This window comes from Amphibacillus sp. MSJ-3 (assembly GCF_018919165.1).
Taxonomy (GTDB): Bacteria; Bacillota; Bacilli; order Bacillales; family Amphibacillaceae; genus Amphibacillus.
Window position 1 is genome coordinate 33,026 of record NZ_JAHLQM010000018.1, and the last position, 20,977, is coordinate 54,002.

Annotated in this window: 20 protein-coding genes and 1 pseudogene; all 21 read left to right on the plus strand. The window is 36.0% G+C overall.

Translation table 11 applies throughout. The features are described from left to right. Positions 1–35: 35 nt before the first annotated feature. The 21 genes and pseudogenes from KQI76_RS07065 (at position 36) to KQI76_RS07160 (ending at position 20,776) form a co-directional block, all read left to right on the plus strand. Positions 36–3,062 (plus strand): phage tail spike protein, encoded by a 3,027-nt coding sequence (locus KQI76_RS07065; RefSeq protein ID WP_216399621.1) that lies wholly within the window; start codon positions 36–38, stop codon positions 3,060–3,062. Further along, complete coding sequence (locus tag KQI76_RS07070) at positions 3,062–3,508, plus strand: hypothetical protein (protein WP_253288852.1); 447 nt, start codon at positions 3,062–3,064, stop codon at positions 3,506–3,508. Before KQI76_RS07065 ends, KQI76_RS07070 begins: the two co-directional genes overlap by 1 nt. Beyond that, entirely contained in the window at positions 3,483–3,740 is a 258-nt protein-coding gene (locus KQI76_RS07075; protein ID WP_216399622.1) for a hypothetical protein, read from the plus strand. Before KQI76_RS07070 ends, KQI76_RS07075 begins: the two co-directional genes overlap by 26 nt. Before the next feature lie 55 nt (positions 3,741–3,795). Continuing rightward, the gene (locus tag KQI76_RS07080; protein ID WP_216399623.1) at positions 3,796–4,011 is read left to right on the plus strand and encodes a hypothetical protein; all 216 of its coding nucleotides are present in this window, start codon (positions 3,796–3,798) and stop codon (positions 4,009–4,011) included. Between the two features lie 100 nt (positions 4,012–4,111). Further along, entirely contained in the window at positions 4,112–4,291 is a 180-nt protein-coding gene (locus KQI76_RS07085) for a hypothetical protein (protein ID WP_216399624.1), read from the plus strand. A 57-nt stretch (positions 4,292–4,348) separates the two neighbouring features. After that, positions 4,349–4,651 (plus strand): hypothetical protein, encoded by a 303-nt coding sequence (locus KQI76_RS07090; RefSeq protein WP_216399625.1) that lies wholly within the window; start codon positions 4,349–4,351, stop codon positions 4,649–4,651. Beyond that, positions 4,651–4,914, plus strand: coding sequence for a phage holin family protein (locus KQI76_RS07095; protein WP_216399626.1), 264 nt, complete (start codon positions 4,651–4,653; stop codon positions 4,912–4,914). The genes KQI76_RS07090 and KQI76_RS07095 overlap by 1 nt, the downstream gene beginning before the upstream one ends. 37 nt (positions 4,915–4,951) lie before the next feature. Then, positions 4,952–5,815, plus strand: a complete 864-nt coding sequence (locus KQI76_RS07100) for an N-acetylmuramoyl-L-alanine amidase (RefSeq protein WP_216399627.1) — start codon at positions 4,952–4,954, stop codon at positions 5,813–5,815. A gap of 266 nt (positions 5,816–6,081) precedes the next feature. Then, positions 6,082–6,333, plus strand: coding sequence for an EsaB/YukD family protein (locus tag KQI76_RS07105; protein WP_216399628.1), 252 nt, complete (start codon positions 6,082–6,084; stop codon positions 6,331–6,333). A gap of 40 nt (positions 6,334–6,373) precedes the next feature. Further along, positions 6,374–7,588, plus strand: coding sequence for a type VII secretion protein EssB (gene essB, locus KQI76_RS07110; RefSeq protein ID WP_216399629.1), 1,215 nt, complete (start codon positions 6,374–6,376; stop codon positions 7,586–7,588). 10 nt (positions 7,589–7,598) lie between these two features. Continuing rightward, positions 7,599–12,077, plus strand: a complete 4,479-nt coding sequence (essC, locus tag KQI76_RS07115) for a type VII secretion protein EssC (RefSeq protein ID WP_216399643.1) — start codon at positions 7,599–7,601, stop codon at positions 12,075–12,077. Further along, on the plus strand, positions 12,077–15,067 hold the full coding sequence (gene esaA / locus KQI76_RS07120; protein ID WP_216399630.1) for a type VII secretion protein EsaA: 2,991 nt from the start codon (positions 12,077–12,079) through the stop codon (positions 15,065–15,067). Before essC ends, esaA begins: the two co-directional genes overlap by 1 nt. Beyond that, complete coding sequence (locus KQI76_RS07125) at positions 15,051–15,545, plus strand: type VII secretion EssA family protein (RefSeq protein WP_216399631.1); 495 nt, start codon at positions 15,051–15,053, stop codon at positions 15,543–15,545. The genes esaA and KQI76_RS07125 overlap by 17 nt, the downstream gene beginning before the upstream one ends. 12 nt (positions 15,546–15,557) lie before the next feature. Continuing rightward, the gene (locus tag KQI76_RS07130) at positions 15,558–15,989 is read left to right on the plus strand and encodes a YwqH-like family protein (protein WP_216399632.1); all 432 of its coding nucleotides are present in this window, start codon (positions 15,558–15,560) and stop codon (positions 15,987–15,989) included. Continuing rightward, positions 15,989–16,252: a DUF5344 family protein gene (locus tag KQI76_RS07135; RefSeq protein WP_216399633.1), complete on the plus strand. Its 264-nt coding sequence runs from the start codon at positions 15,989–15,991 to the stop codon at positions 16,250–16,252. Before KQI76_RS07130 ends, KQI76_RS07135 begins: the two co-directional genes overlap by 1 nt. A 26-nt stretch (positions 16,253–16,278) precedes the next feature. Then, on the plus strand, positions 16,279–18,198 hold the full coding sequence (locus KQI76_RS07140; RefSeq protein WP_216399634.1) for a ribonuclease YeeF family protein: 1,920 nt from the start codon (positions 16,279–16,281) through the stop codon (positions 18,196–18,198). After that, positions 18,188–18,532: a hypothetical protein gene (locus tag KQI76_RS07145; RefSeq protein WP_216399635.1), complete on the plus strand. Its 345-nt coding sequence runs from the start codon at positions 18,188–18,190 to the stop codon at positions 18,530–18,532. The genes KQI76_RS07140 and KQI76_RS07145 overlap by 11 nt, the downstream gene beginning before the upstream one ends. Positions 18,533–18,710: 178 nt before the next feature. Beyond that, the gene (locus KQI76_RS07150; RefSeq protein WP_216399636.1) at positions 18,711–18,860 is read left to right on the plus strand and encodes a hypothetical protein; all 150 of its coding nucleotides are present in this window, start codon (positions 18,711–18,713) and stop codon (positions 18,858–18,860) included. Positions 18,861–19,004: 144 nt separating this feature from the next. Further along, positions 19,005–19,217, plus strand: a pseudogene (locus tag KQI76_RS11890) (pre-toxin TG domain-containing protein); the annotation flags it as partial. A 432-nt stretch (positions 19,218–19,649) separates the two neighbouring features. After that, positions 19,650–20,219, plus strand: coding sequence for a polymorphic toxin type 15 domain-containing protein (locus KQI76_RS11785; protein ID WP_256442982.1), 570 nt, complete (start codon positions 19,650–19,652; stop codon positions 20,217–20,219). A 14-nt stretch (positions 20,220–20,233) separates the two neighbouring features. After that, complete coding sequence (locus KQI76_RS07160; protein ID WP_216399638.1) at positions 20,234–20,776, plus strand: T6SS immunity protein Tdi1 domain-containing protein; 543 nt, start codon at positions 20,234–20,236, stop codon at positions 20,774–20,776. Positions 20,777–20,977 lie beyond the last annotated feature (201 nt).

A 20,977-nucleotide genomic window follows, 5' to 3' on the forward strand; every position in this document is an offset into this window, starting at 1 on the left:
GCCTCCCTTTATCCCGTAAGAAAGGAGGAAACTGATTGTATCCTAGACTCTACAAAAGCAATGAAACAAACTTTAATCACAACGGATTAGGATTGCTGTCAGGATCGATTAAAGCAGTAGCAACTGAAGAACTAAACGGTCTGTTTGAATTAAAAATCGAATATGACAATGACGGTTTTTTAGCTGATGTGATTGAAAAAGAAATGATTATCAAAGCCAAAGCCAATGACAGACAGTCTGATCAGCTCTTTAGGATTTATCTGATAGAGAAAGATCACGAAAATGATAATTTGCTTATCTATGCCCAACATATCACCTATGACTTGTCGAAGAATTTTGTTGAGCGGTTAGTCGCTAACAACATGTCAAAAAGGCAAGTCATGGAGCTGATCGGCTCTAGTACAGCCTATGAGCACCCATTTACGCTAACTAGCCCTAACGTCACGACAAGATCTAGCACCAAGATTTACAGAGAGAGCCCACTAGCAATGGTTGGCGGAGTGGAAGGGTCTGTTTTGCAGATATGGGGCGGACAGATCGAGCGGGATAACTTTAATTTAGTTATGCACGATAGACGAGGTCATGATGATGGCGTGCTTGTCACCTATAAAAAGAATTTAACAGGTCTGACTGCTAAATTTGATATATCTAGTCTAGTTACTCGCATCTATCCTTTTATTTATAAAGAGGCAACAGATGATGAGCCTGAACAGCTAATTACCGTACCAGGCAAATACATTGATAGTCCATACATTGACAACTATGAGATGCCTTATATCTTACCTGTCGATTACAGTAACGAGGAAGGTGTAGAGACCGGTCAAGACTTATTAAATATTGCTAAAGACTGGTTTAAAGAAACAGGCAGAGACAATCCCAAAGTAGAAATGGAAGTCCAATTTGAACACTTATGGGAAACCGAAGAATATAAGGATGTCGCTAGTCTTGAATTGGTGGGTATGGGCGATACGATCACAGTTAGACATAGCAAGCTAAATGTTGATGGCACAGCAATCGTCAATTTGATTGAGTACGACGTGATTGACGAGAAAAACCTATCCGTTGAAATAGGTGACATCAAGAGCCGATTGACTCATAAAGTTAATGACGTTGAAAACATCGCTAAAAAAATTGATGAAGTCGAGAAAGGTATCTATCAAGTTATCCGTACCGTTGACGAAAAAAACGATATTTATTGGAGTCCAGATGAGCCGGTGGGAGACTTTGTAGAAGGCGATCTATGGTTTAAGGGTATTGATGGGGTGCATGAGGCTACTTACCGTTATGATGGCATTCAGTGGCAACTGATCACGAGTAAGGATATATCCGATATACGTGAAACGGCTAATACAGCAAAAAACAACGCCCTAGAAGCAAAAGAAAAAGCCGAACTAGCCACAAGTAACGCTAATGAAGCCATAAACAAAGCACAGACTGCTTTTGACGAAACAGAAGCACTAAGTAAGGTTGTTGATACGAATACAGAGGATATAACCTCACTTACCATCACGGCACAAGGATTACAAAGCAAGGTATCTGATGCAGAAGAAAACATCACAACCCTAACCCAACTGTCAACGACTATGCAAGCCGATTTACGCAATGCACAAGGTGATATTGCACAACTCACGCTAACCGCTGAAAGTTTGCAAAGTGTGATCAACGATTTGGAAGAAGAAACCCAATCCCAAATCACACAGTTGTCCAATAATATTAACTTACGTGTCGAAAAAAGCGATGTCATTAATCAGATTAATATATCTGATGAGGATATTTTAATTAGTGGTAAAAAGCTTATCTTAGACGGTGACACAACGGTGACGGGTACGTTTAGAGTTTCAAATGCCAATATCACATCAGTTGATGCGGGTAAGATGACAACTGGCACTTTAGATGCTGCACAGGTTAATATTATTAATCTTAATGCGAGTAATATAAAAAGTGGGACATTGACGGGTGTAAGGATCGTGCAAGAATCTGGAAAAAGAAGATTAGAAATGTATGACGGGCTAATTGAAAGTTATCAAGATGGCAACTTAACAATGACATTTGGTCAGTATGGAATAGAATTTTACAACACAAAAAGTCAGTTGATCGGTAGCTTTAGTCCAGTATCGGGTGTATCTGGTCGCGGGATAGCGTTAACTGTTGACCGAGACTTTTTTACGCTAGGAATGAATATCGGCGGGTTAGTAAGACCCGTTTTGACAACATCAGCAAGCCTGAATCGGACGTATTTATCTGGTCCATACAACGGGTTGGTTAGTGGTGCAAGATTACAACTCTTTGGCAACCGTAGAGCAGTGTCAGAAGATGAGTTTGTATCTAGAGATCAACCGACAATTATCCTAGACCAATCGAGTACAACGAATGACATATATCAATATTTTGGCGGTTTAAACAGGCGAGCGAATGCGATTTGGGAAGTACGCCATAATTATGAAGCGGAGAGTTGGCGAAGTATCCTTTTAGCCGAAAGCAGCGGGGTAACTTCACGATATAAAATGGATATAAGAGAGGCTAGTGGTTTTACGCAAGGGGTAAGGCTTGGCAGTAGCAGTATAGCTACTAGCAATCAAGTGCACGTCATCACACGCCATACTGACAATAATAATATGATGGTTTATCCTCAGAGATACACTAATCAACCAATTTTTAGTGTTAGATCGCATAACGGCAGAGCGGATTATAGGGATGACTTAATCATTAAGTATAACGGTGATATTGAGGGTAAAAAGTTTGTGGACAGCTCATTAGCTGAAACTAAGGATAATATCACTCCTTGGAATTGTAGCGCATTAGATATTATCAATCAAGCTGATCTGTATGAGTGGACACGTGGTAGTGACAAAAAAGAGTATGGTTTTGTTATTGGCGATGGGTACAGAACACCTGAGGAAGTCATTTCTGAAAGTGGTAGTGGTATATCTAACTATTCGCACAGGTCACTTAATACCAAGGCGATCCAAGAGTTAGATTTAAAGGTCAATCATCATATAGAATCAACAGCATTAAAAATTGCTCAACTGGAACAAAGAGTACAAAAACTGGAGGTAGCATAATGAAAGTTGAAATTGAAAAAGGAAAATTAGCGGGAAGTATTAATTTTATGCAGAAATTGACGTTAGTCCGTAAACAATCACGTATCAGACGTCAATTTATCAGTACTTTAAAAGATAAATATCAAGCATATCTAGAAGATCGAGAAGAAATTTTAAAGGAACATGCCAACAAAGATGATGAGGGCAATCCGATTATTAAAAATGATCATTATGATGTCAAAAATCAAACAGCACTACTTGAGGATATAACGGAGCTAAATAAAGAAGTCGTGGTTATCGAAGGTGGTGATAATCGTGAAATGATTCGTACCATGAAACCCATTTTAAGAAAGTTTGAAGATGAGGAATACGGCGGGGAAGAATCAGAAATTTATGATTATCTGTGTGACCAATTTAAATTAGATGAGGGAGAGGATGGACATGAGAGTGACAATAACGGGAATTAACTTTAAATATGGTAACGGCTATCAAGAGGACTATACAGGGGTAGAATTGCAGTATATCACAAGTGGTTTTAAGTTTATTAACAATGACCCTGTCGAAATTACGAAAGAACAATACGAAGCCAATAAAGGCAACACAGACGGGTTGAGAAGTTTAATTGTGGATCAGAAGATAATTGAAGCTAATCAATATGTTGAGGATTTGGAAGCGTATAAAAATTCCTTAGCAGTTTAAAGAAGGATAATTGTCACCTCCTGTCGTAATAAGTAATTAGATGGGAGGTGAGCATATGGTCGCTAGTATTGGAATCCTTATTGCTTTTATAGGAACGTTCATAACTTTTGCGGATATTATTTTTTCAAAGCCCAAAACAGGGGGTGCTACATGGAATGATTTGAATGATATAAATCGTAAAGAGTATAAAAGTAGAAAATTTACGCTTATTGGACTGGCTTTTATTGCGCTTGGAACGTTCCTCCAGATCATCAGCTTGTTTATCAATTAGAATAACCTTTTTAAGATACTCATAATCGAGTGTCTTTTTTTTATTTGCAGGATTTATACCTACCCTAATCGAATTAAATAGTGAGAAAGGAGTGGGTATAATGATATTGTATTTAATAGAGCATAATGGTGACAAGCATTTAGTAGAGGCTGAAAATCAAATAGTAGCAATTGGGGCTTGGATCAATGAGGAAAAACAAAGAAAAAGAGATTTTAAGCCGAATGATTTTTCAGTACAAAAAATAAAAACAAAATATGGTTTAATTCAAGTACCGAGTTAAGTTAAAAGGAATCCTTTATAAGGGTTCTTTTTTTATGTTAAAAGTGGGAGGTTGCATATGTCGCTAGAAGTGGGAATTTTATTATCGATTGCATCAGTTGTTATTGGAATACTTGGTTATCAGCTTAATAAACAAAAACAACAAGCCGAAAGCCATAAAGCAGTTAAAAACGATGCGACACGTGAAGCGGTGATCGAAACTAAGCTAGATAACATCAGCAATGGTGTAGATAGCATTAGGATTGATTTAAGAGCTAATGAGCGCCAAATTGGCGAATTAAACGGAAGAATTATAAGAGTTGAAGAATCAACCAAACAGGCTCATAAGCGAATTGATAACTTAAGGGGAGGTGAAAAGTAATGCAGGAAATGCTAAATGAATACATCGTAGAACAAGCACTGATTGTCATTCCAGTGCTTTTAGTTTTGGGTACATTTATTAAATCGACACCAAAGATTAAAGATTGGACCATCCCTTATATCTTATTAGTATTAGGGGTGTTGTTTACGGTGGCACTGATGGGCTTTAATGTAGATGCAATCATACAAGGAGTTTTAGTCAGTGGCGCAGCAGTTTTTAGTAACCAATTATATAAGCAAGCAAAAAATAAGGATGTCGCTTAAGCGGTGTCCTTTTATTATTTTAAAGGAGAGGATAATAATGGTTAAAATTTATTTAGATCCAGGGCATGGCGGAACAGACCCAGGTGCAACAGCAAATGGGCTAAAGGAAAAGGACCTAACTTTAAAAATTGCTAAAAAGGTACAAGACTATCTAAAAGATTATAAAGACGTGTCTGTTAAGATGAGTCGAACAACCGATACAACAATTGAGTTAGTTAAACGTACGATTGACGCTAATAATTGGGGCGCTGATTATTTTGTATCTATCCATATCAACGCAGGTGGTGGATCAGGTTACGAGGACTTTATTTATAATGGTAATGTTTCAAGTGCTACAATCTCTTACCAGAATGTTATGCATGGTGAAATACGAAAAGCAACACCATACTTTAAAAATCGCGGTAAAAAGCGAGCCAATTTCCACGTCTTAAGAGAATCAAAGATGCCTGGGTTTTTAAGCGAGAGTGGTTTTATTGATAATAAAGCTGATGCTAATCGATTAAAACAATCTAGTGTGATAGATCAGATTGCACAAGGTCATGTTAATGGTTTAGTAAGAGTGTTTGGGCTTAAGAAAAATACACCAGTTAAAACGGTAGCCAGTGGCTCGACATACACAGTCAAACGTGGTGATACCCTATCAGCCATCGCTAAAAAATATGGCACAACAGTCGATAAATTGGTTAAGGATAACAACATCAAAAATCCTAATCTGATTAGGGTTGGCCAAAAGTTAAAGGTTAGTGGATCTGCAGTTAAATACTATACAGTAAAAAGTGGCGATAATTTAAGTAAGATTGCTAAAAAGCATGGGATCAGTTTGGACAAGATTAAAAAGCTTAACCCTAGCATTAAAAATTATAATTTGATTAGACCAGGGCAAAAGATAAGAGTGAAATAAATCAAAAGGAGCTAGGGAGTAAAATCCTTAGCTCTTAACGTCCTTTTCCAAAACGTCTACCCAGCATATTTTATTTTTGTAGCCCCAAAAACAGCCCCAGATCATTTCTTTCTATTGCGTTTTATTGCGTTTTTTAATTTCGGTCAACACTCATCAAACACTCATCAAACACTGATTTATCACGCTTTTATTAATTCTTATATATTGCTTTTCATTTTAATAAATGTATCGATGATAAGTGCTCTTTCCCACATTGAGGTGCATAAATGTATATTGAAATAACAGTCAGTATCAAAGAAATTAATCAAACTGAACTTGATATTCGTTTATCAAATCATCATACAGTTAAGGGACTTATTGAAATTGTAAAACAAACGTCGGATGTTTTTCAGAAAGCTAATCCTTTATCTTGGGTAAGGATAGTGAATAAAAGTCGAGTTGTATCAAGTGATATAAAATTAATAGATGCGGGTATTATGACAGGTGATAAAATTAATATTCTTAATTGTGATCCGTAGGACATTAGTAAGCATATGAACTATGCGAGGGAGTAGTATGATGTGTGATAAAAATAAGAGTTATCTTGAAGAGAAATTAACAGTGGAAATTTCAAAAGAGAAGAATCAAGTGATTTTCACATTTCAAAGTGAGACGGTTAGGCTTGATCAAGTTATTGAAATAAATTTATTAAAAACTTTGGATGATTCGATAGAGAGAAAGATAGAGATGGAACAAGATGAGTTAAAACTCATCTACCAATTGGAAAAAACAAGTTACTATAATGATAAACTAGAACAATTGACAAGAAAGGAGCGAAGTTTAGTTGGACATCAACTAATAAATAAAGTTAAAAACCACTCATTAACTAGACTCCATCTAGTTGTTAGTCCAGAAAATATAGTGGTAAGTAAGGGTCTGTCACCTTCTTTTCTTTATTACGGTGTGAAAGAAAGCTTACCACCATATGAGAAAAACCAAGAAGAGTTATTATTAGAAACCAAGGCGATGCTTGCTTATCTTATTGATCCCACCTATGAATTTAAACATTATTTAAAGTATTACCAAACATTAAAGTTACCCAAATTAATTAAAGATATCTTTGCTGCAGTCAGCTTATTTGAATTAGAGGAAATACTTGAACGAGTTATCAATGAAGAAAATGAACAAATGCTGAAAGTTAAACAAATTCCACTAAAAAAGTGGAATAGCTACCGTTATGGTATGTGGTCAGCAATAATTATACTTATTCCAGTCTTAATTTACTTATTTAATATTATTTTTATTAACGAACCAAGACAAGCTAACATTACTCAGGCACATGCAGGTTATTTAAATCAATCCTACAGTGAAGTGATTTCTCTTTTACAGCCTTATCCTATCGATCAGTTACCCAGAATTGCGCAATATGAGTTAGCTTATGCTTATGTAATGACAGAGGCATTGACGGAGGAACAACGGCAAAATATACGCAATACAATTACGCTCCAATCCGATCCTCTTTATTACGAGTACTGGATCAATATCGGTCGTGGTGGGTCAGAAGAAGCACTAGAAACAGCCCGATTTCTTGAAGATCGAGATTTAATATTATATTCCTTGATTAAACAACGCGAATTCATAAGAGCTGATCAATCATTAGCTAGTGAAGAACGTCAACAGAAGATTAATGAAATCGAAGCAGAAATTAAAACATATAGTAGTGAAATCGAATTAACAGAAGATGGTATGTCATTAGATGCAGAGCAAGAAATGAGCGAAGAGGGGTCAAATTAGGATGAGTGATATGGGAATGGTATGGGTATATTTTCAGGACAACTTTAACTACTATCATATAAAACGAAATCAAAAGGTAACTGTTGGAGGAAACTTGGAACATACGATTACTTTACCTGAATTAAATGATGACGAATCTATCACTTTAAAGAGAACAGATCAAGATATATTAATGATAAAGTCTACAACCAATATTGAATCTGTCCAAATAAAACATGGTGAAGGAAAATCAATCTCAACTATGAATGGATATATCCATATTTATTGGATTAAAAAATGGAAAACAGACGCTATATACTATACCGATGTTCAAAAGGAAATTCTACTTATGGAGGATAGTGTCGTGAATGTTAGTAATTTAACCATTCAAAATGGCCTTTCTTCTTCTGATTCGATTACCCTCTATCCTAAACAGAGATTTATTCAATTTAACAATGATTCGGTATGTCTTTACTTAAATGGAAAAAGGCAAACTCATTCTACTTGTTTTAAAATTGGAGATCTTATCATTTATAAGCAATTTGCCTTTTCATTTGTGGAAGAGGACGTGATTCAAATTAGACATCCTAAATCAATCGAGATTGATTTACAAGAAATTGCTTTACCACAGTCCGAAATGAAAAACCGCTATCCTTCTTATCGGCGTACACCAAGAATGATTTATGAATTACCAGATAAAAAGGTGCAATTCTCGTTACCAGGGCAAGAACCAGACTATGCAAGTAAAAGCTTATGGATGATTATCCTCCCTCCATTGATGATGCTGATCATTATGTCATTAATAGCCATTTTGATTCCGAGAGGGATCTTTATGCTAGTCTCAATCGTTATGTTTGCTACTACTCTAGTTACATCGACGATACAATACTTTAAAGATAAGAAGCTTAGAGTAATAAGAGAAGAGAAAAGAAAATGTGTTTATATGAATTATATGGAAGATAAGCGGACAGAGCTAGAAATACTATCAAGTAAACAACGATTTGTGATGCAATTTCATTTTCCTACCTTTGAGCGAATGAAATATCTAACCACTCAGATATCTGAACGAATCTGGGAGCGTACACTTGATAGCAAAGATTTTCTTCAATTTCGCATAGGAACGGGTACAGTGAAGTCAAGTTTTAATATAACAGTTAATGCCTCTGATATGTCTAATCGAGAAATGGATGAACTGTTAGAGGAATCGCAATTATTGGAGAGAACCTATCGGGAACTTAATCATTTACCGATTACCGCTAATTTAGCAACTGGAGCAATTGGTTTGATTGGGAAGGAAACGGTATGGAAACGAGAACTTCACCAAATTATTGGTCAGCTTGCTTTCTTTCATAGCTATCATGATTTGCGTTTTGTATTGATCTTTGATGAGAAAGAATATAGTGAATGGCAATGGCTAAGACAATTGCCACATTTTCAACTCCCACAGTCTTATGCAAAAGGTTTTATTTATAATGAGCGTACGCGTGATCAATTGCTATCATCTATTTATGAAGTGATTCGTGAACGAGATTTAGAGGAAGATAAGGAAAAGAAAAAATTTACACCACACTATTTATTCATTGTTATTAATCAAGAGTTAATTAATGAACATGTTATTTTAGAATACTTAGAAGCCGAGCATAAAAATTTAGGATTATCGGTTATTTTCGCAGCTGAAGCTAAAGAAAGTTTTTCTAACCATATTGATACATTAATTCGTTATATCAATGCAGTGCAAGGAGATATTTTGATTGAAAATAAACGTGCGGTTCAAATCCCCTTTCAATTAGATCAACATCAATTATGGAGTAATGAAACGTACGCTCGAACCTTGAGAACACTTCAACATCAAGTTGGCATGACTAATTCCATCCCAGATCGGGTTTCCTTTTTAGAAATGCTCGATGTCCAGACTATTGATGAATTACCGATTAAGGAAAACTGGCTGTCGAATGAATCGGCTAAGTCTCTAGCTGCACCGATTGGGTTAAAAGGAAAACAAGATATTGTATTTTTAAACTTACATGAAAAAGCTCATGGTCCACATGGTTTATTAGCTGGGACAACAGGTTCGGGGAAAAGTGAATTGCTGCAGACTTATATTTTATCATTAGCTGTCCATTATCATCCTTATGAAGTGGCATTTCTCCTTATTGATTATAAAGGTGGTGGGATGGCACAACCATTTCGCCACATACCACACTTATTGGGGACAATAACAAATATTGAAGGAAGTGAAAACTTCAGTGCTCGAGCATTGGCATCAATTAAAAGTGAACTTAAAAGACGACAACGATTATTTGATCAATTTCAAGTTAATCATATCAATGATTATACAAATCTATTTAAACTGGGGAAAACGAATGAACCATTACCACATTTGTTCCTGATTTCAGATGAATTTGCTGAATTAAAAACAGAAGAACCGGACTTTATTCGAGAGTTAGTCAGCGCAGCTCGAATCGGTCGAAGTCTTGGTGTTCATCTTATTCTGGCTACACAAAAACCTGGTGGTATTATCGATGATCAAATTTGGAGCAATGCTCGTTTCCGTATTGCGCTAAAGGTACAAAATGCAGAGGATAGTCGGGAAATACTTAAAAATGCAGATGCTGCTTCGCTGACAGAAACCGGGAGAGGATATTTACAAGTTGGTAGTAATGAAGTCTATCAATTATTTCAATCAGCTTGGAGTGGTGCACCTTACCAATCTGAAACGTCAGCAAATGAAGATGAAGTTGCACTTGTAACCGATCTAGGTCTTACCCTCCTATCGGAACTATCAACCGCACATCACCCTAATATTGAAGTTGGAGCAGAAATAGATGTGGTTGTGGATAAAATAGAGACTGTTTTTCAAGAGATGAATATAAATCGACTTGCGAGTCCATGGTTACCTCCTTTATCTGAACGACTATATTTTAATGAAATTGATCAAGCGTCGACAGATGATAACTTGATCTTTGCTAAGATTGACGAGCCTGAAAAACAAAGCCAAAACCCAATAGGGTATGAGCCAATAACAGATGGTAATATTGGTATATTTGGTTCTTCTGGATATGGTAAGACATATACAATTTATACTTTATTATTGCAACTAGCCCGTCATTATGAACCTAGTCAAGTCCATTTTTATTTATTAGATTTTGGCAATGGTGGACTTTTACCATTCAGGCAACTATTTCATACGGCAGATTACTTTTTAATTGATGAAGATAAAAAGCTAAATAAGCTAGTTCGTCTCATTCAAAATGAGATGAACAGGAGAAAGGTTCTATTTCAAGAACTTGAAGTCAGTTCAATTAAGATGTTTAATCATTTATCGGATCACCCACTCCCATTATGGTTTATTACAATTGATAATTTTGATGTAATTAAAGAGGAACGGCATGATTTAGAAACTATAATCACTCAATTTTCAAGGGACGGACAATCATTAGGCTTATACTTTATAATCACATCAACGCGTGTGAATGCTGTTCGGCAAGCCCTAATGAACAATTTAAAAACAAAAATTGTTCATTACCTACTTGATTCAGGGGAAGCCTATGCCACGCTTGGAAGAGTACCGTTTTCCTTAGAAAATGTTCCTGGAAGAGCAATTGTTAAAATGTCAGATATCCATTTAGCTCAAGTTATTTTACCTGTTGATGGAGAGAATGACTATCAGCAATTAGAGGCATTAAAACAGGAGATTAAACAGTTGAATAAACTTAATGCTGACAAAGATAAACCTGAGTCCATTCCAATGCTTCCAAAGAATTTAACAGTAGATAATTTTAAGGACTTTATCAAGCAAGAGTATCGATCCGGTACCATCCCAATCGGGTTACATGAAGAGTTAGTTAAACCAATATGGATTGATTTTAAGAAAATCAATCATTGTTTGGTAATGGGAGGAAGTCAAAGTGGAAAGACAAATGTCTTACGCTATATTATCCATCAGCTACTAGATAGTCATATAGACCAACTAACATTGTTCGATTCAATTGATAGAGGTTTTTCTTATCTTGTTCAAAATGAAAGAATTAATTATGTAGAAACAGAAGAAGATATTGAAGATTGGTTAGACAAAACAGAAATGCTCTTTCTACAACGCGAACAAGACTATCTATCAGCGGTAAGTTCTGGGAAACCTTTACCACAATTAGAAGTGGCCCCCCTTATTATTGATGGATATGCTAGGTTTTTGCGGATTATAGACAATCAAATACAAGAAAGAATTGTACATATGATTAAGTCCTATAGTCATTTAGGCCTTCAGTTAATTGTTTCGGGAAATAGCAATGAATTAGCGAAGGGATTTGATCCACTAACTGTTGAGATGAAACAAATACGACAAGCTATTTTGTTGATGAAGAAGTCTGATCAGACATTATTTAATTTAACATATGAACGAAAAGAAGTAGATTTTCATCTAGGTTATGGTTACTTTGTTCAAAATGAGAAAGAAGTACGTATCCAAATTCCATATATTTCGACTGAGAAAGAGAAGGTGGGTATAAGCTAATGTTAAGAGAAATGATTAAAATCATTGTTGCGGTCCTCATTGTATTATTTATACCGTTAAGTTATTTCCTAATTATTGGGGATAACCCTTTTCAGGAGAAAGAAAATTTGACACAGTCAATTGCTGTTGTTAATGAAGATAATGGCATTGCGACAGAAGACAATGAAATTCGTTTAGGAGAACAGGTCATCAATTTATTTGAGGACGAATCTTCATTTGACTGGCTTGTTGTTTCAAGAAGTGCAGCTGAAAGTGGATTGCAATCGCAAAATTTTGATGCGATTATTTATATTCCGTCGGATTTCTCTCAAAATGTGATGGCTTATGATGAATCCAATCCAACTAAGGTAATTTTTGATTATCGGATCCAAGAACAATTGAATACCAGTAACTCTCAACGTGTACAAGGTGAAGTTGAGCGAGTAGTTAATCGAACAAACAATAGCATTACTGAGTTGTATTGGTATTATGTGTCAACTGATATGGAAGTTGTTCGAAAACAGTTTGATCGAATCTTAGCAACTGAATTAGAATTCCAAGAGGCAATGTTAGCATTCTATCAACCAAGCTCTGAAGATTTAACAACGCAGATTATTAAACAACAATCAATGATTCATCAATTACAAAGTTCAATTGAAGAAACGAACGAGAAACAAACAGATTATGAAAATTTGATTGATCAAGTGACTGGGCAACTCACTGCATTCATTGATTTTGTCAATAAATTTGAAGACTATCAAGAGCAACAACAAAAATTACTTAGTGATGTTCAATCAGATGCTATTGTGCAAATTGATCGAGCAACGGACAATCAATTGCAAAGATCCCAACAAGAGCAACATTTGTTAAGCGATCACCAATCAAAAACAATTGGTGATATGGGAACCCTAGCTGAGAATATCGAGAAAAGCAAGGAAGTATTTACGAATTTAAAAACATATCGCTATCGACGGCTAAGTAATCAAGCAGAAGATTATTTGATCTATCAAAATCGCTTATTAGATTATTACCAACAGCTTGTTGATACGACGGTTCTAAATCGTTATCAAGATGAAATCATTGAGTTACGTACAGTGCTAGGAGCTGATGAGCAATTATTAATCCTTAATCCTCCTGATCAAAATCCGATTTTTGGAATAGATGAAGATAAAGAAAGAGAGAGCGAGCAGGAGATGTTGCTAGAGGGAAATATTGAGCGTGCTCACGATGATCAGAGTGATGAGAGTGCTCAATTGCCAAGCTTTGAAGCAGAATTAACTATGCTAGAAGAACTTGAGGGACAAATAAGGGAAATGCTTGCTGCACTTGAAAATGAATCCGAACCGTTATCCGCATTTCTACTTGAATTACAAGATCATCTAGTGGCTTTATTCGCTGATGTACAAAACATTCAAACGACACTTGAAGATAAGGATGAACAACAAGAAAGATCCCGTTGGCTTATTATACAACAAATTGAAGAGTTGACAATGAACAACCAAGACTTAATGACTGAGCTTTCAGCAGTAAGTGAATTAGAAGAGGTTTTACGTGAGGAAAATTTACGTTTCAAAGAATACGCGGAAAATTTACTCGATGTAAATGAACAGTTACGTGATCAGCTTGATCACTATGTAAGTGGGCTAACAAAAATCATCGAAGAGGTTGAAGCAAAGGAAAAGGCAATTTTAGATTCAGAACAATTATCTAATCGCAGACGTAAAGTGTTGACAACTTCGTTTGAAACCCCTTTATATACAGGTCAGATCATTGATTTATTGAATTACTATGCTTATTTAGATCAATATGAATCTGTTTTAATTCGAATGGGTAGGGAAAATCAAGTAAAACAACTTGTGATGAATGATGAATGTTTTACTGATCAGATTAATCATATATTGCGAGTGACGAATAGAGAAGAAGCTTATTGGAATACGCTCTCAGATGATTTACCAACAACAAAAGATGGTTTGTTAGCTTTAGAAGATAAATTCACCCTTTTTATGACAGATTATCAAAAGACGATTCAAGACAGTCATGACGATCTGTTGGAAAGTTTAGTTGAAGTAAAAACAGATGCAGTCAAAGTCTTACAACAAATACAGCAACCAGATTTACAGTTGGGTAATATTCCAAAAGCAGAGACTGGGGTATCACATGATCGTATTATGCAAAATCAAATTCAACTTAATGACCAGTTTGGCTCTATTCGTGATTGGTTGGGTCGAACTGAAGAAAGTCAATCGATAATTGTAGATTATACAGATGATTTACAGCGTGAGGTGGCATCTGTTCAAAGTAATGCTGACATCTTAAACGAAAGATGGTCATCTAACGTTGAAACAACAAGATTAGTAAGAGATGACGTCTTCTCTGTTTTAGGAAATACATTTATCGATGGTCAATCTAATGATGATGTTTATGATTTCCTTACCAATCCACTTGAATTGAAAAATTCAACAATGACACAAAACCATGTAATCCAAGTGCCACCGGTGGTAATCTTATTTGGTGTCTTATTGGGAAGTTTATTAATCGGTTATTTAAGTTATTATTTCACATCAATTCCAATTTGGCTTAGAACAGTTCTATTTATTTTCTTAAATATTATTGTTGGTTTTGCGATAAGTATATTTGGGTTAAACATTTACCAATTAGTAGAATCAAACATGGCTCAGTGGACTATTTATACAATTTTATTATTGTTTGTCTGTTCAGGAATAGTTACGGTTTCCTACACATTACATCGTTTGTTTGGCTGGTTGATTACTGTTGGTATGATTGTTTTTTTTGTAACACCATTAATAGCATTAACAACACCAAACTTTAACTTCATTGATCCGATGTCACGTGTGTATATGTCAATTCAGTATAGTGGACGTTCAGCATTTCCAATGACAGTAATTATTTTAACAATAATGTTAGGTATTTTAATTGCATTACAAATATCCATTGAATATCACAGATCAAAAAGTCTAAAAGAAGGATTGGCAAATGAACAAGTCGCATAAAAGTAAATGTCTAATATTATTGATTATAGTCTTTCTATTTATTGATCCAAGTGACTTAATAGCCTATGAAAATATTAACTTTGAGCAATTAGTACCAAATAAATATGAAAACCGCAGTGAACGTACAACGGAGTTTATTAGGAGGCATTCAAATCAACCGATTAAAGAAATTTCAGAAGAGCAAAAACAACTTACTTTTGAAGGGAATAAACGATTTGAGAAAGAGATCTTTGTTGAACAGCTTTTTCAATCGTCAAGTGGATCAACTAGCACAATTACTTATCAAGCTATCAAGTTAGACTTGTTTAAAGACTCTAGTGAAGTGGTTTCACAATATCGGAATATTGAAGTAAATGATAGAATACCTCCATTTCTTATCTTTTTAATGACAGCAACAATTCTATTTATGATTGGCTTATGTGTCATTTTATATTTCTATTTTAAATCGGTTTCTCAAGGGAGATTGAAAAGTGACTAAGGAGTGGTGGAAATGAACTTTTGGTCTACAATAAGTGGTTACCAAAGCGAAATCAATAATAGGGTAGCTGAAATAGATCGAAAGATTGAACGCTTAGAACAAGCAAAGCGTAAGATCGAACAAGAGCAAAAGGTTGTTTTAGAAGAAATAGAACAGTTAAAGAAACCCGATATTGATCAAAACTGGACTGGGAAATTTGCCAACGATTATGAAAATAAACGAGACGATGTATATTTAGGGATGCGATCCCTTGCATATGATTCCTATGATCTTTATCAATCAACGATTGAGTTAAAAATCAATTCTTTTAATCTCCAGCGTTCAGGATTAGTTGGATTAAGAAGTCTTGTTTCCGAGACAAATCAACTCCTGAATTTTGGTGAAGAAGTTTATGATGAGGTATCAAATAAAATTAATTATATAAGAAGGGAGCTATTCGGTTAATGGTTACTATTCAATTAAATCACCAGCATGTTATTGCTAAAATTGAACAAGCAAAAAGTCAGATCGATTCATTTAAGATTAAAATACCGCCTCAAGTAAAACAATCTGATAATCATTTAAATTTTGTTAATGATTTTAGAGATAGGGAAGTGGAGATTAATCAATTAGTTAATACTTATTTAGAAGTTGTTATGAAAAACCTAGAGGACACTAAAGCTAATGTTAATCTAATTCAACAACAAGATCATGCGATCATTCGCTAATTTTCTGACCAAGTGAGGTTAAAAAAATGAAACAGTTAAACGCAGAGCGGTTACGTGATACAATGGAAGTGCGAATTAAGCATTATCAAAGCTACCGTGAACAATTGTCTGCGCTTCGTCAAATCTTTGAAGAAATCGTTGGTTTAGAAGGTTTTTCAGGACGAGGGGCTACAGCAATTAAAGGCTTCTATCAAGGCCAAATGGATGTTATCGATGCCTGGTTTCGATTGATTGATCGTCAAATTTCCTTTTTTGAAGGGGTCCCTGAAAACTTATCTGATTTTAAACTTGGTGGACAAACAATAGTCGATACAGAGTTTCTTAATGTGGACCTTGCTCAGCGAGAAATTCAAGCTGATCAAATGGTTAGTGATCAGAGACAAACGCTGAGACAAATTTTTACTGATATTGATGATCTCATGACACTAAGCCCTTTTTCCCGTGACCAATTTGATCAACAAATGAGCGATCTTCGAAAAAAACGGATTGAAACGATCGATACCGTTGATGAGCTTGATCAACAGTTGACCACTGAATATAGCTCATCTTTATATGAACAAGATTTTCTCATCGCATTATTCGATACTTTACTCACGGCGACAAGAAAAGGTGGGGATATCTCAGTTATTCACTTTAATGCTGATGCTTATCACAAGAGCGATATTTATCAAAATATTGAAAGTGCACAAGCGTATACAGCAACCTATTTTGCGCATCGGGAAGAACAAGATCATGCCCGTCAACTCAGAGAACGTGCTTGGTATGAAGTGGTTTGGGATGGGGCCAAAACATTTGTTGGAGAAGTGACAGGTTATTATGATACAATCCGAGCCACAACAGGAGTTGACCCCGTCACGGGTGTTGAGTACACAGCCGGACAACGCATCGCTTATGCCGGTCTAGCCGCTGCTGGCTTTATTCCTTTTGTAGGTTGGGCAGGGCGTGCGCTTAGAGGTAGCAAGGGCATCTACGCCACGGTTAAAGGTGTAAAGGCACTTGATACGAGCCTGGATATTTATAAAGCAGCCAATGCTTTTTCAATGATTAAGCAAGTTGAAATGGGTCTTTATGGTTTAGCTGCGGCCAATGGTTTTTCAGATGCCATTACAGGTAGAGATATCTTTGGTAATGCACTCAATGCCGAACAACGTAGTGCTAGCTTAATGCAGGGAATCGGTGCGAGCATTCCTTTTGTGCCTAGTGCTGTTAAACAAGGAAAATACATGACCAATCAAGCCCTGGAGACCATCAGCAACATGAACTTAACCCAAGGCTCAAATGGATTCCGGATATTTGGCCAAAACCAAGGTGGGCTCCAGCGCTGGTTAGGAAACAAACACATTCAACCAGCCTTTGCCGGGAGTGTCCCTGAAGTCCCCATTCGTGTGATGGATCAGAGGCATATCAACAAAAAACTTGATATGGTGTATTCGAAGCGTGTGGGTAGTGGGAATATTGGTGAAAAAGTCAGTAAAGTAGCTGATAAAGTAGATGGATTAAATGTGAGCAAAGGAAAAGTTGGCGATAAAATTCCAATGGAAGATTTCCAAATGATACGCAAAAAATCATTGCATAATATAGAAGGTGATTCAATGACTCTAGGGAAGTATACTCCATCCATGGAAAATGGAACAGCCAACTGGGGTAAAGCAGGACCTGATTCTTATATTGGTCGTGCTGGGAAAGATTCAATGTATTTTGATTTAGGAAGCGAATGGGGACAAATACAAAAGAAATATAATTTAACTAATGATGAGATGTTTGAGTATTTTAATATACCAGCCCTAGATGATGCGGTGAAAAGTGGGAAAGAAATACGATTTTCACATGACCCGCGCTTATCTAGCTATAAAGATAGTTACTTGAGAAAAGAGTGGGAATATTTAAAAGATAAACACAATTTTAGCATTTTAATTGAGGAAGGTGGAGTTTGGTATGCGGAATGATTCAAATACTAAGAAAAAGGCAAAAGAAATTATCAAAAAGCTTAAAAAGTATTTTGATAATAAAATTGATGATTTTACAATTTATAATATAACAGAAGAACCGTATGAAATGTTTAATATTACATTTGTTGCTTATCATTATCACATTGTGAATTTCAGTTATAATAGGGGAAGTATAGGTTGTGGTTTATCCTATGGTAAATATGATATTGAATTGGTAAACAGCCAAGAATGGTATGATAAAGCGGATATGGATGTTTTTTGTAAAGAACTTCAAGAGCAATTAGAATTAAGAATACCTGATAAGTTTTTAGAACATTATGGTTGGAAATAGAGAAAAGGGTGTGGGAAGAACCTAAAAATCATTAGACTTTAAGTTTTCCTTATTTGGTGCGCCCGGCATAGGCTATAACTCGGGGTGAAAGTCCACTACTGCACGGGTTCCATACAGTAAATACACTGTTACATGGAAGAAAGGTTATAGTGCTTACCCGTGGAGATCTCTCGGACGAGTGATCTTCGAAAAAAAACGGATCGATACCGTTGATGAGCTTGATCAACAGTTGACCACTGAATATAGCTCATCTTTATATGAACAAGATTTTCTCATCGCATTATTCGATACTTTACTCACGGCGACAAGAAAAGGTGGGGATATCTGAGTTATTCACTTTAATGCTGATGCTTATCACAAGAGCGATGTTTATCAAAATATTGAAAGTGCACAAGCGTATACAGCAACCTATTTTGCGCATCGGGAAGAACAAGATCATGCTCGTCAACTCAGAGAACGTGCTTGGTATGAAGTGGTTTGGGATGGGGCCAAAACATTTGTTGGAGAAGTGACAGGTTATTATGATACAATCCGAGCCACAACAGGAGTTGACCCCGTCACGGGTGTTGAGTACACAGCCGGACAACGTATCGCTTATGCCGGTCTAGCCGCTGCTGGCTTTATTCCTTTTGTAGGTTGGGCAGGGCGTGCGCTTAGAGGTAGCAAGGGCATCTACGCCACGGTTAAAGGTGTAAAGGCACTTGATACGAGCCTGGATATTTATAAAGCAGCCAATGCTTTTTCAATGATTAAGCAAGTTGAAATGGGTCTTTATGGTTTAGCTGCGGCCAATGGTTTTTCAGATGCCATTACAGGTAGAGATATCTTTGGTAATGCACTCAATGCCGAACAACGTAGTGCTAGCTTAATGCAGGGAATCGGTGCGAGCATTCCTTTTGTGCCTAGTGCTGTTAAACAAGGAAAATACATGACCAATCAAGCCCTGGAGACCATCAGCAACATGAACTTAACCCAAGGCTCAAATGGATTCCGGATATTTGGCCAAAACCAAGGTGGGCTCCAGCGCTGGTTAGGAAACAAACACATTCAACCAGCCTTTGCCGGGAGTGTCCCTGAAGTCCCCATTCGTGTGATGGATACGAAACATGTGAATAAGATGGTGGATCATACCTATTTTAAAGGTGTTGGTGGGGGAAGTAAGGGTACGGGTAATGTAAAGCATTTGGATGATGTACCAAGAATAAAAGAAGTTGAAGTTAATTTTAAAAGAAATGATAAACATGACTCCGAAGAGTTTGCAAGACAATTGAAAGACCAAGAAAAAGGTATGAATGAACTAACAGTTAATGAGTATTTAAAAAATCGTGAGAAATATATTGAACAAGGGCGTGCAATTGAAGGTAACGCTGCACAACAAGCTGCTAGGGAAGAAGCTTATGTACAAAAGATAAATGACCTACAAAGAGAAGGATTAACGTTATCGAAAGCTAAGAAACAAGCTAAGGAGTGGTTAGATACTCAAGCTGCACTTCACAACCCAGACCAGATAGCGGGAGGAAAGGCAGAATTAATAGGAGGTTTGGGAGATAAGAGAATAAATTCATCAATAGGTAGTCAATGGCGGTATAGGATAGATATTGTTGATGAACAAATCAAGGAATTAGCAAAAAGTATGACACCAGAACAACTAAAAAATACTTATTTGAATGTGAAATTAACACATTAGTGGGAGGAGTATAAATGGAAGAATACTTAAAAGATTTTAAATTGCATAATAAAGTTCCGAGTGAAATCATTGAAAAATATATGCAACTGGTACCAAATGAAATTATAGATTTATGGAGTAATTATGGATTTGGTACATTTATGCAAGGATATTTTAAAAGTGTAAATCCAGAGGAATTTAAAGAGATTTTGGGAGAGAGTAGTCAAAGATACAAGGATTCAGTTGTGTTGTTTGCTACAGGTATGGGTGACCTAGTTATTTGGTCAGATGGATATGTTAGACTACTTAATTACAGGTATGGTGTGGTAAAGACAATTATGTTTACATTTGAATTTTTCTTTCAAAATATTAATGATTTGGAATTTAAAGATGAGGATTTGTCTTGGCAACCGTATCCTGAAGCCCTTAGACGATATAGTGAGTTGGATTATGGTGAGTGCTTCGGCTATACACCGCTATTAGGTTTAGGTGGAGCAGAAAAAGTAGAGAATCTAAAAAAAGTCAAACTGAAGGAACATATTCTTATTATTACTGAATTTATGGGACCAGTTCAGTAATATTCGGGAGTATGTCACAGAATTAACTATAAGCACTTGATTGCCTTATTAGGAATCAGGTGTTTTTGTTTTTTTAGAAATCAGGTTCTATAATATATGACGTTGGTGAAGAAAAATCCCATTTCTCTTTGGAGATGAAATGGGGTGGAAATTCACTAGCGTCATTTTCATTTTTATATAGAAAACAAGTGAATTTCCCTG

What these genes read in the sequence shown, in the direction of transcription:
- KQI76_RS07070 (WP_253288852.1), top strand. Translation starts at nt 3,062, where the DNA reads ATGAAAGTTGAAATTGAAAAAGGAAAATTAGCGGGAAGTATTAATTTT.
- esaA (WP_216399630.1), top strand. Translation starts at nt 12,077, where the DNA reads ATGTTAAGAGAAATGATTAAAATCATTGTTGCGGTCCTCATTGTATTA.
- KQI76_RS07105 (WP_216399628.1), top strand. Translation starts at nt 6,082, where the DNA reads ATGTATATTGAAATAACAGTCAGTATCAAAGAAATTAATCAAACTGAA.
- KQI76_RS07090 (WP_216399625.1), top strand. Translation starts at nt 4,349, where the DNA reads ATGTCGCTAGAAGTGGGAATTTTATTATCGATTGCATCAGTTGTTATT.
- essB (WP_216399629.1), top strand. Translation starts at nt 6,374, where the DNA reads ATGTGTGATAAAAATAAGAGTTATCTTGAAGAGAAATTAACAGTGGAA.
- KQI76_RS07130 (WP_216399632.1), top strand. Translation starts at nt 15,558, where the DNA reads ATGAACTTTTGGTCTACAATAAGTGGTTACCAAAGCGAAATCAATAAT.
- KQI76_RS11785 (WP_256442982.1), top strand. Translation starts at nt 19,650, where the DNA reads ATGGTGGATCATACCTATTTTAAAGGTGTTGGTGGGGGAAGTAAGGGT.
- KQI76_RS07135 (WP_216399633.1), top strand. Translation starts at nt 15,989, where the DNA reads ATGGTTACTATTCAATTAAATCACCAGCATGTTATTGCTAAAATTGAA.
- KQI76_RS07145 (WP_216399635.1), top strand. Translation starts at nt 18,188, where the DNA reads ATGCGGAATGATTCAAATACTAAGAAAAAGGCAAAAGAAATTATCAAA.
- KQI76_RS07160 (WP_216399638.1), top strand. Translation starts at nt 20,234, where the DNA reads ATGGAAGAATACTTAAAAGATTTTAAATTGCATAATAAAGTTCCGAGT.
- KQI76_RS07085 (WP_216399624.1), top strand. Translation starts at nt 4,112, where the DNA reads ATGATATTGTATTTAATAGAGCATAATGGTGACAAGCATTTAGTAGAG.
- essC (WP_216399643.1), top strand. Translation starts at nt 7,599, where the DNA reads ATGGGAATGGTATGGGTATATTTTCAGGACAACTTTAACTACTATCAT.
- KQI76_RS07100 (WP_216399627.1), top strand. Translation starts at nt 4,952, where the DNA reads ATGGTTAAAATTTATTTAGATCCAGGGCATGGCGGAACAGACCCAGGT.
- KQI76_RS07075 (WP_216399622.1), top strand. Translation starts at nt 3,483, where the DNA reads ATGAGAGTGACAATAACGGGAATTAACTTTAAATATGGTAACGGCTAT.
- KQI76_RS07080 (WP_216399623.1), top strand. Translation starts at nt 3,796, where the DNA reads ATGGTCGCTAGTATTGGAATCCTTATTGCTTTTATAGGAACGTTCATA.
- KQI76_RS07140 (WP_216399634.1), top strand. Translation starts at nt 16,279, where the DNA reads ATGAAACAGTTAAACGCAGAGCGGTTACGTGATACAATGGAAGTGCGA.
- KQI76_RS07095 (WP_216399626.1), top strand. Translation starts at nt 4,651, where the DNA reads ATGCAGGAAATGCTAAATGAATACATCGTAGAACAAGCACTGATTGTC.
- KQI76_RS07125 (WP_216399631.1), top strand. Translation starts at nt 15,051, where the DNA reads ATGAACAAGTCGCATAAAAGTAAATGTCTAATATTATTGATTATAGTC.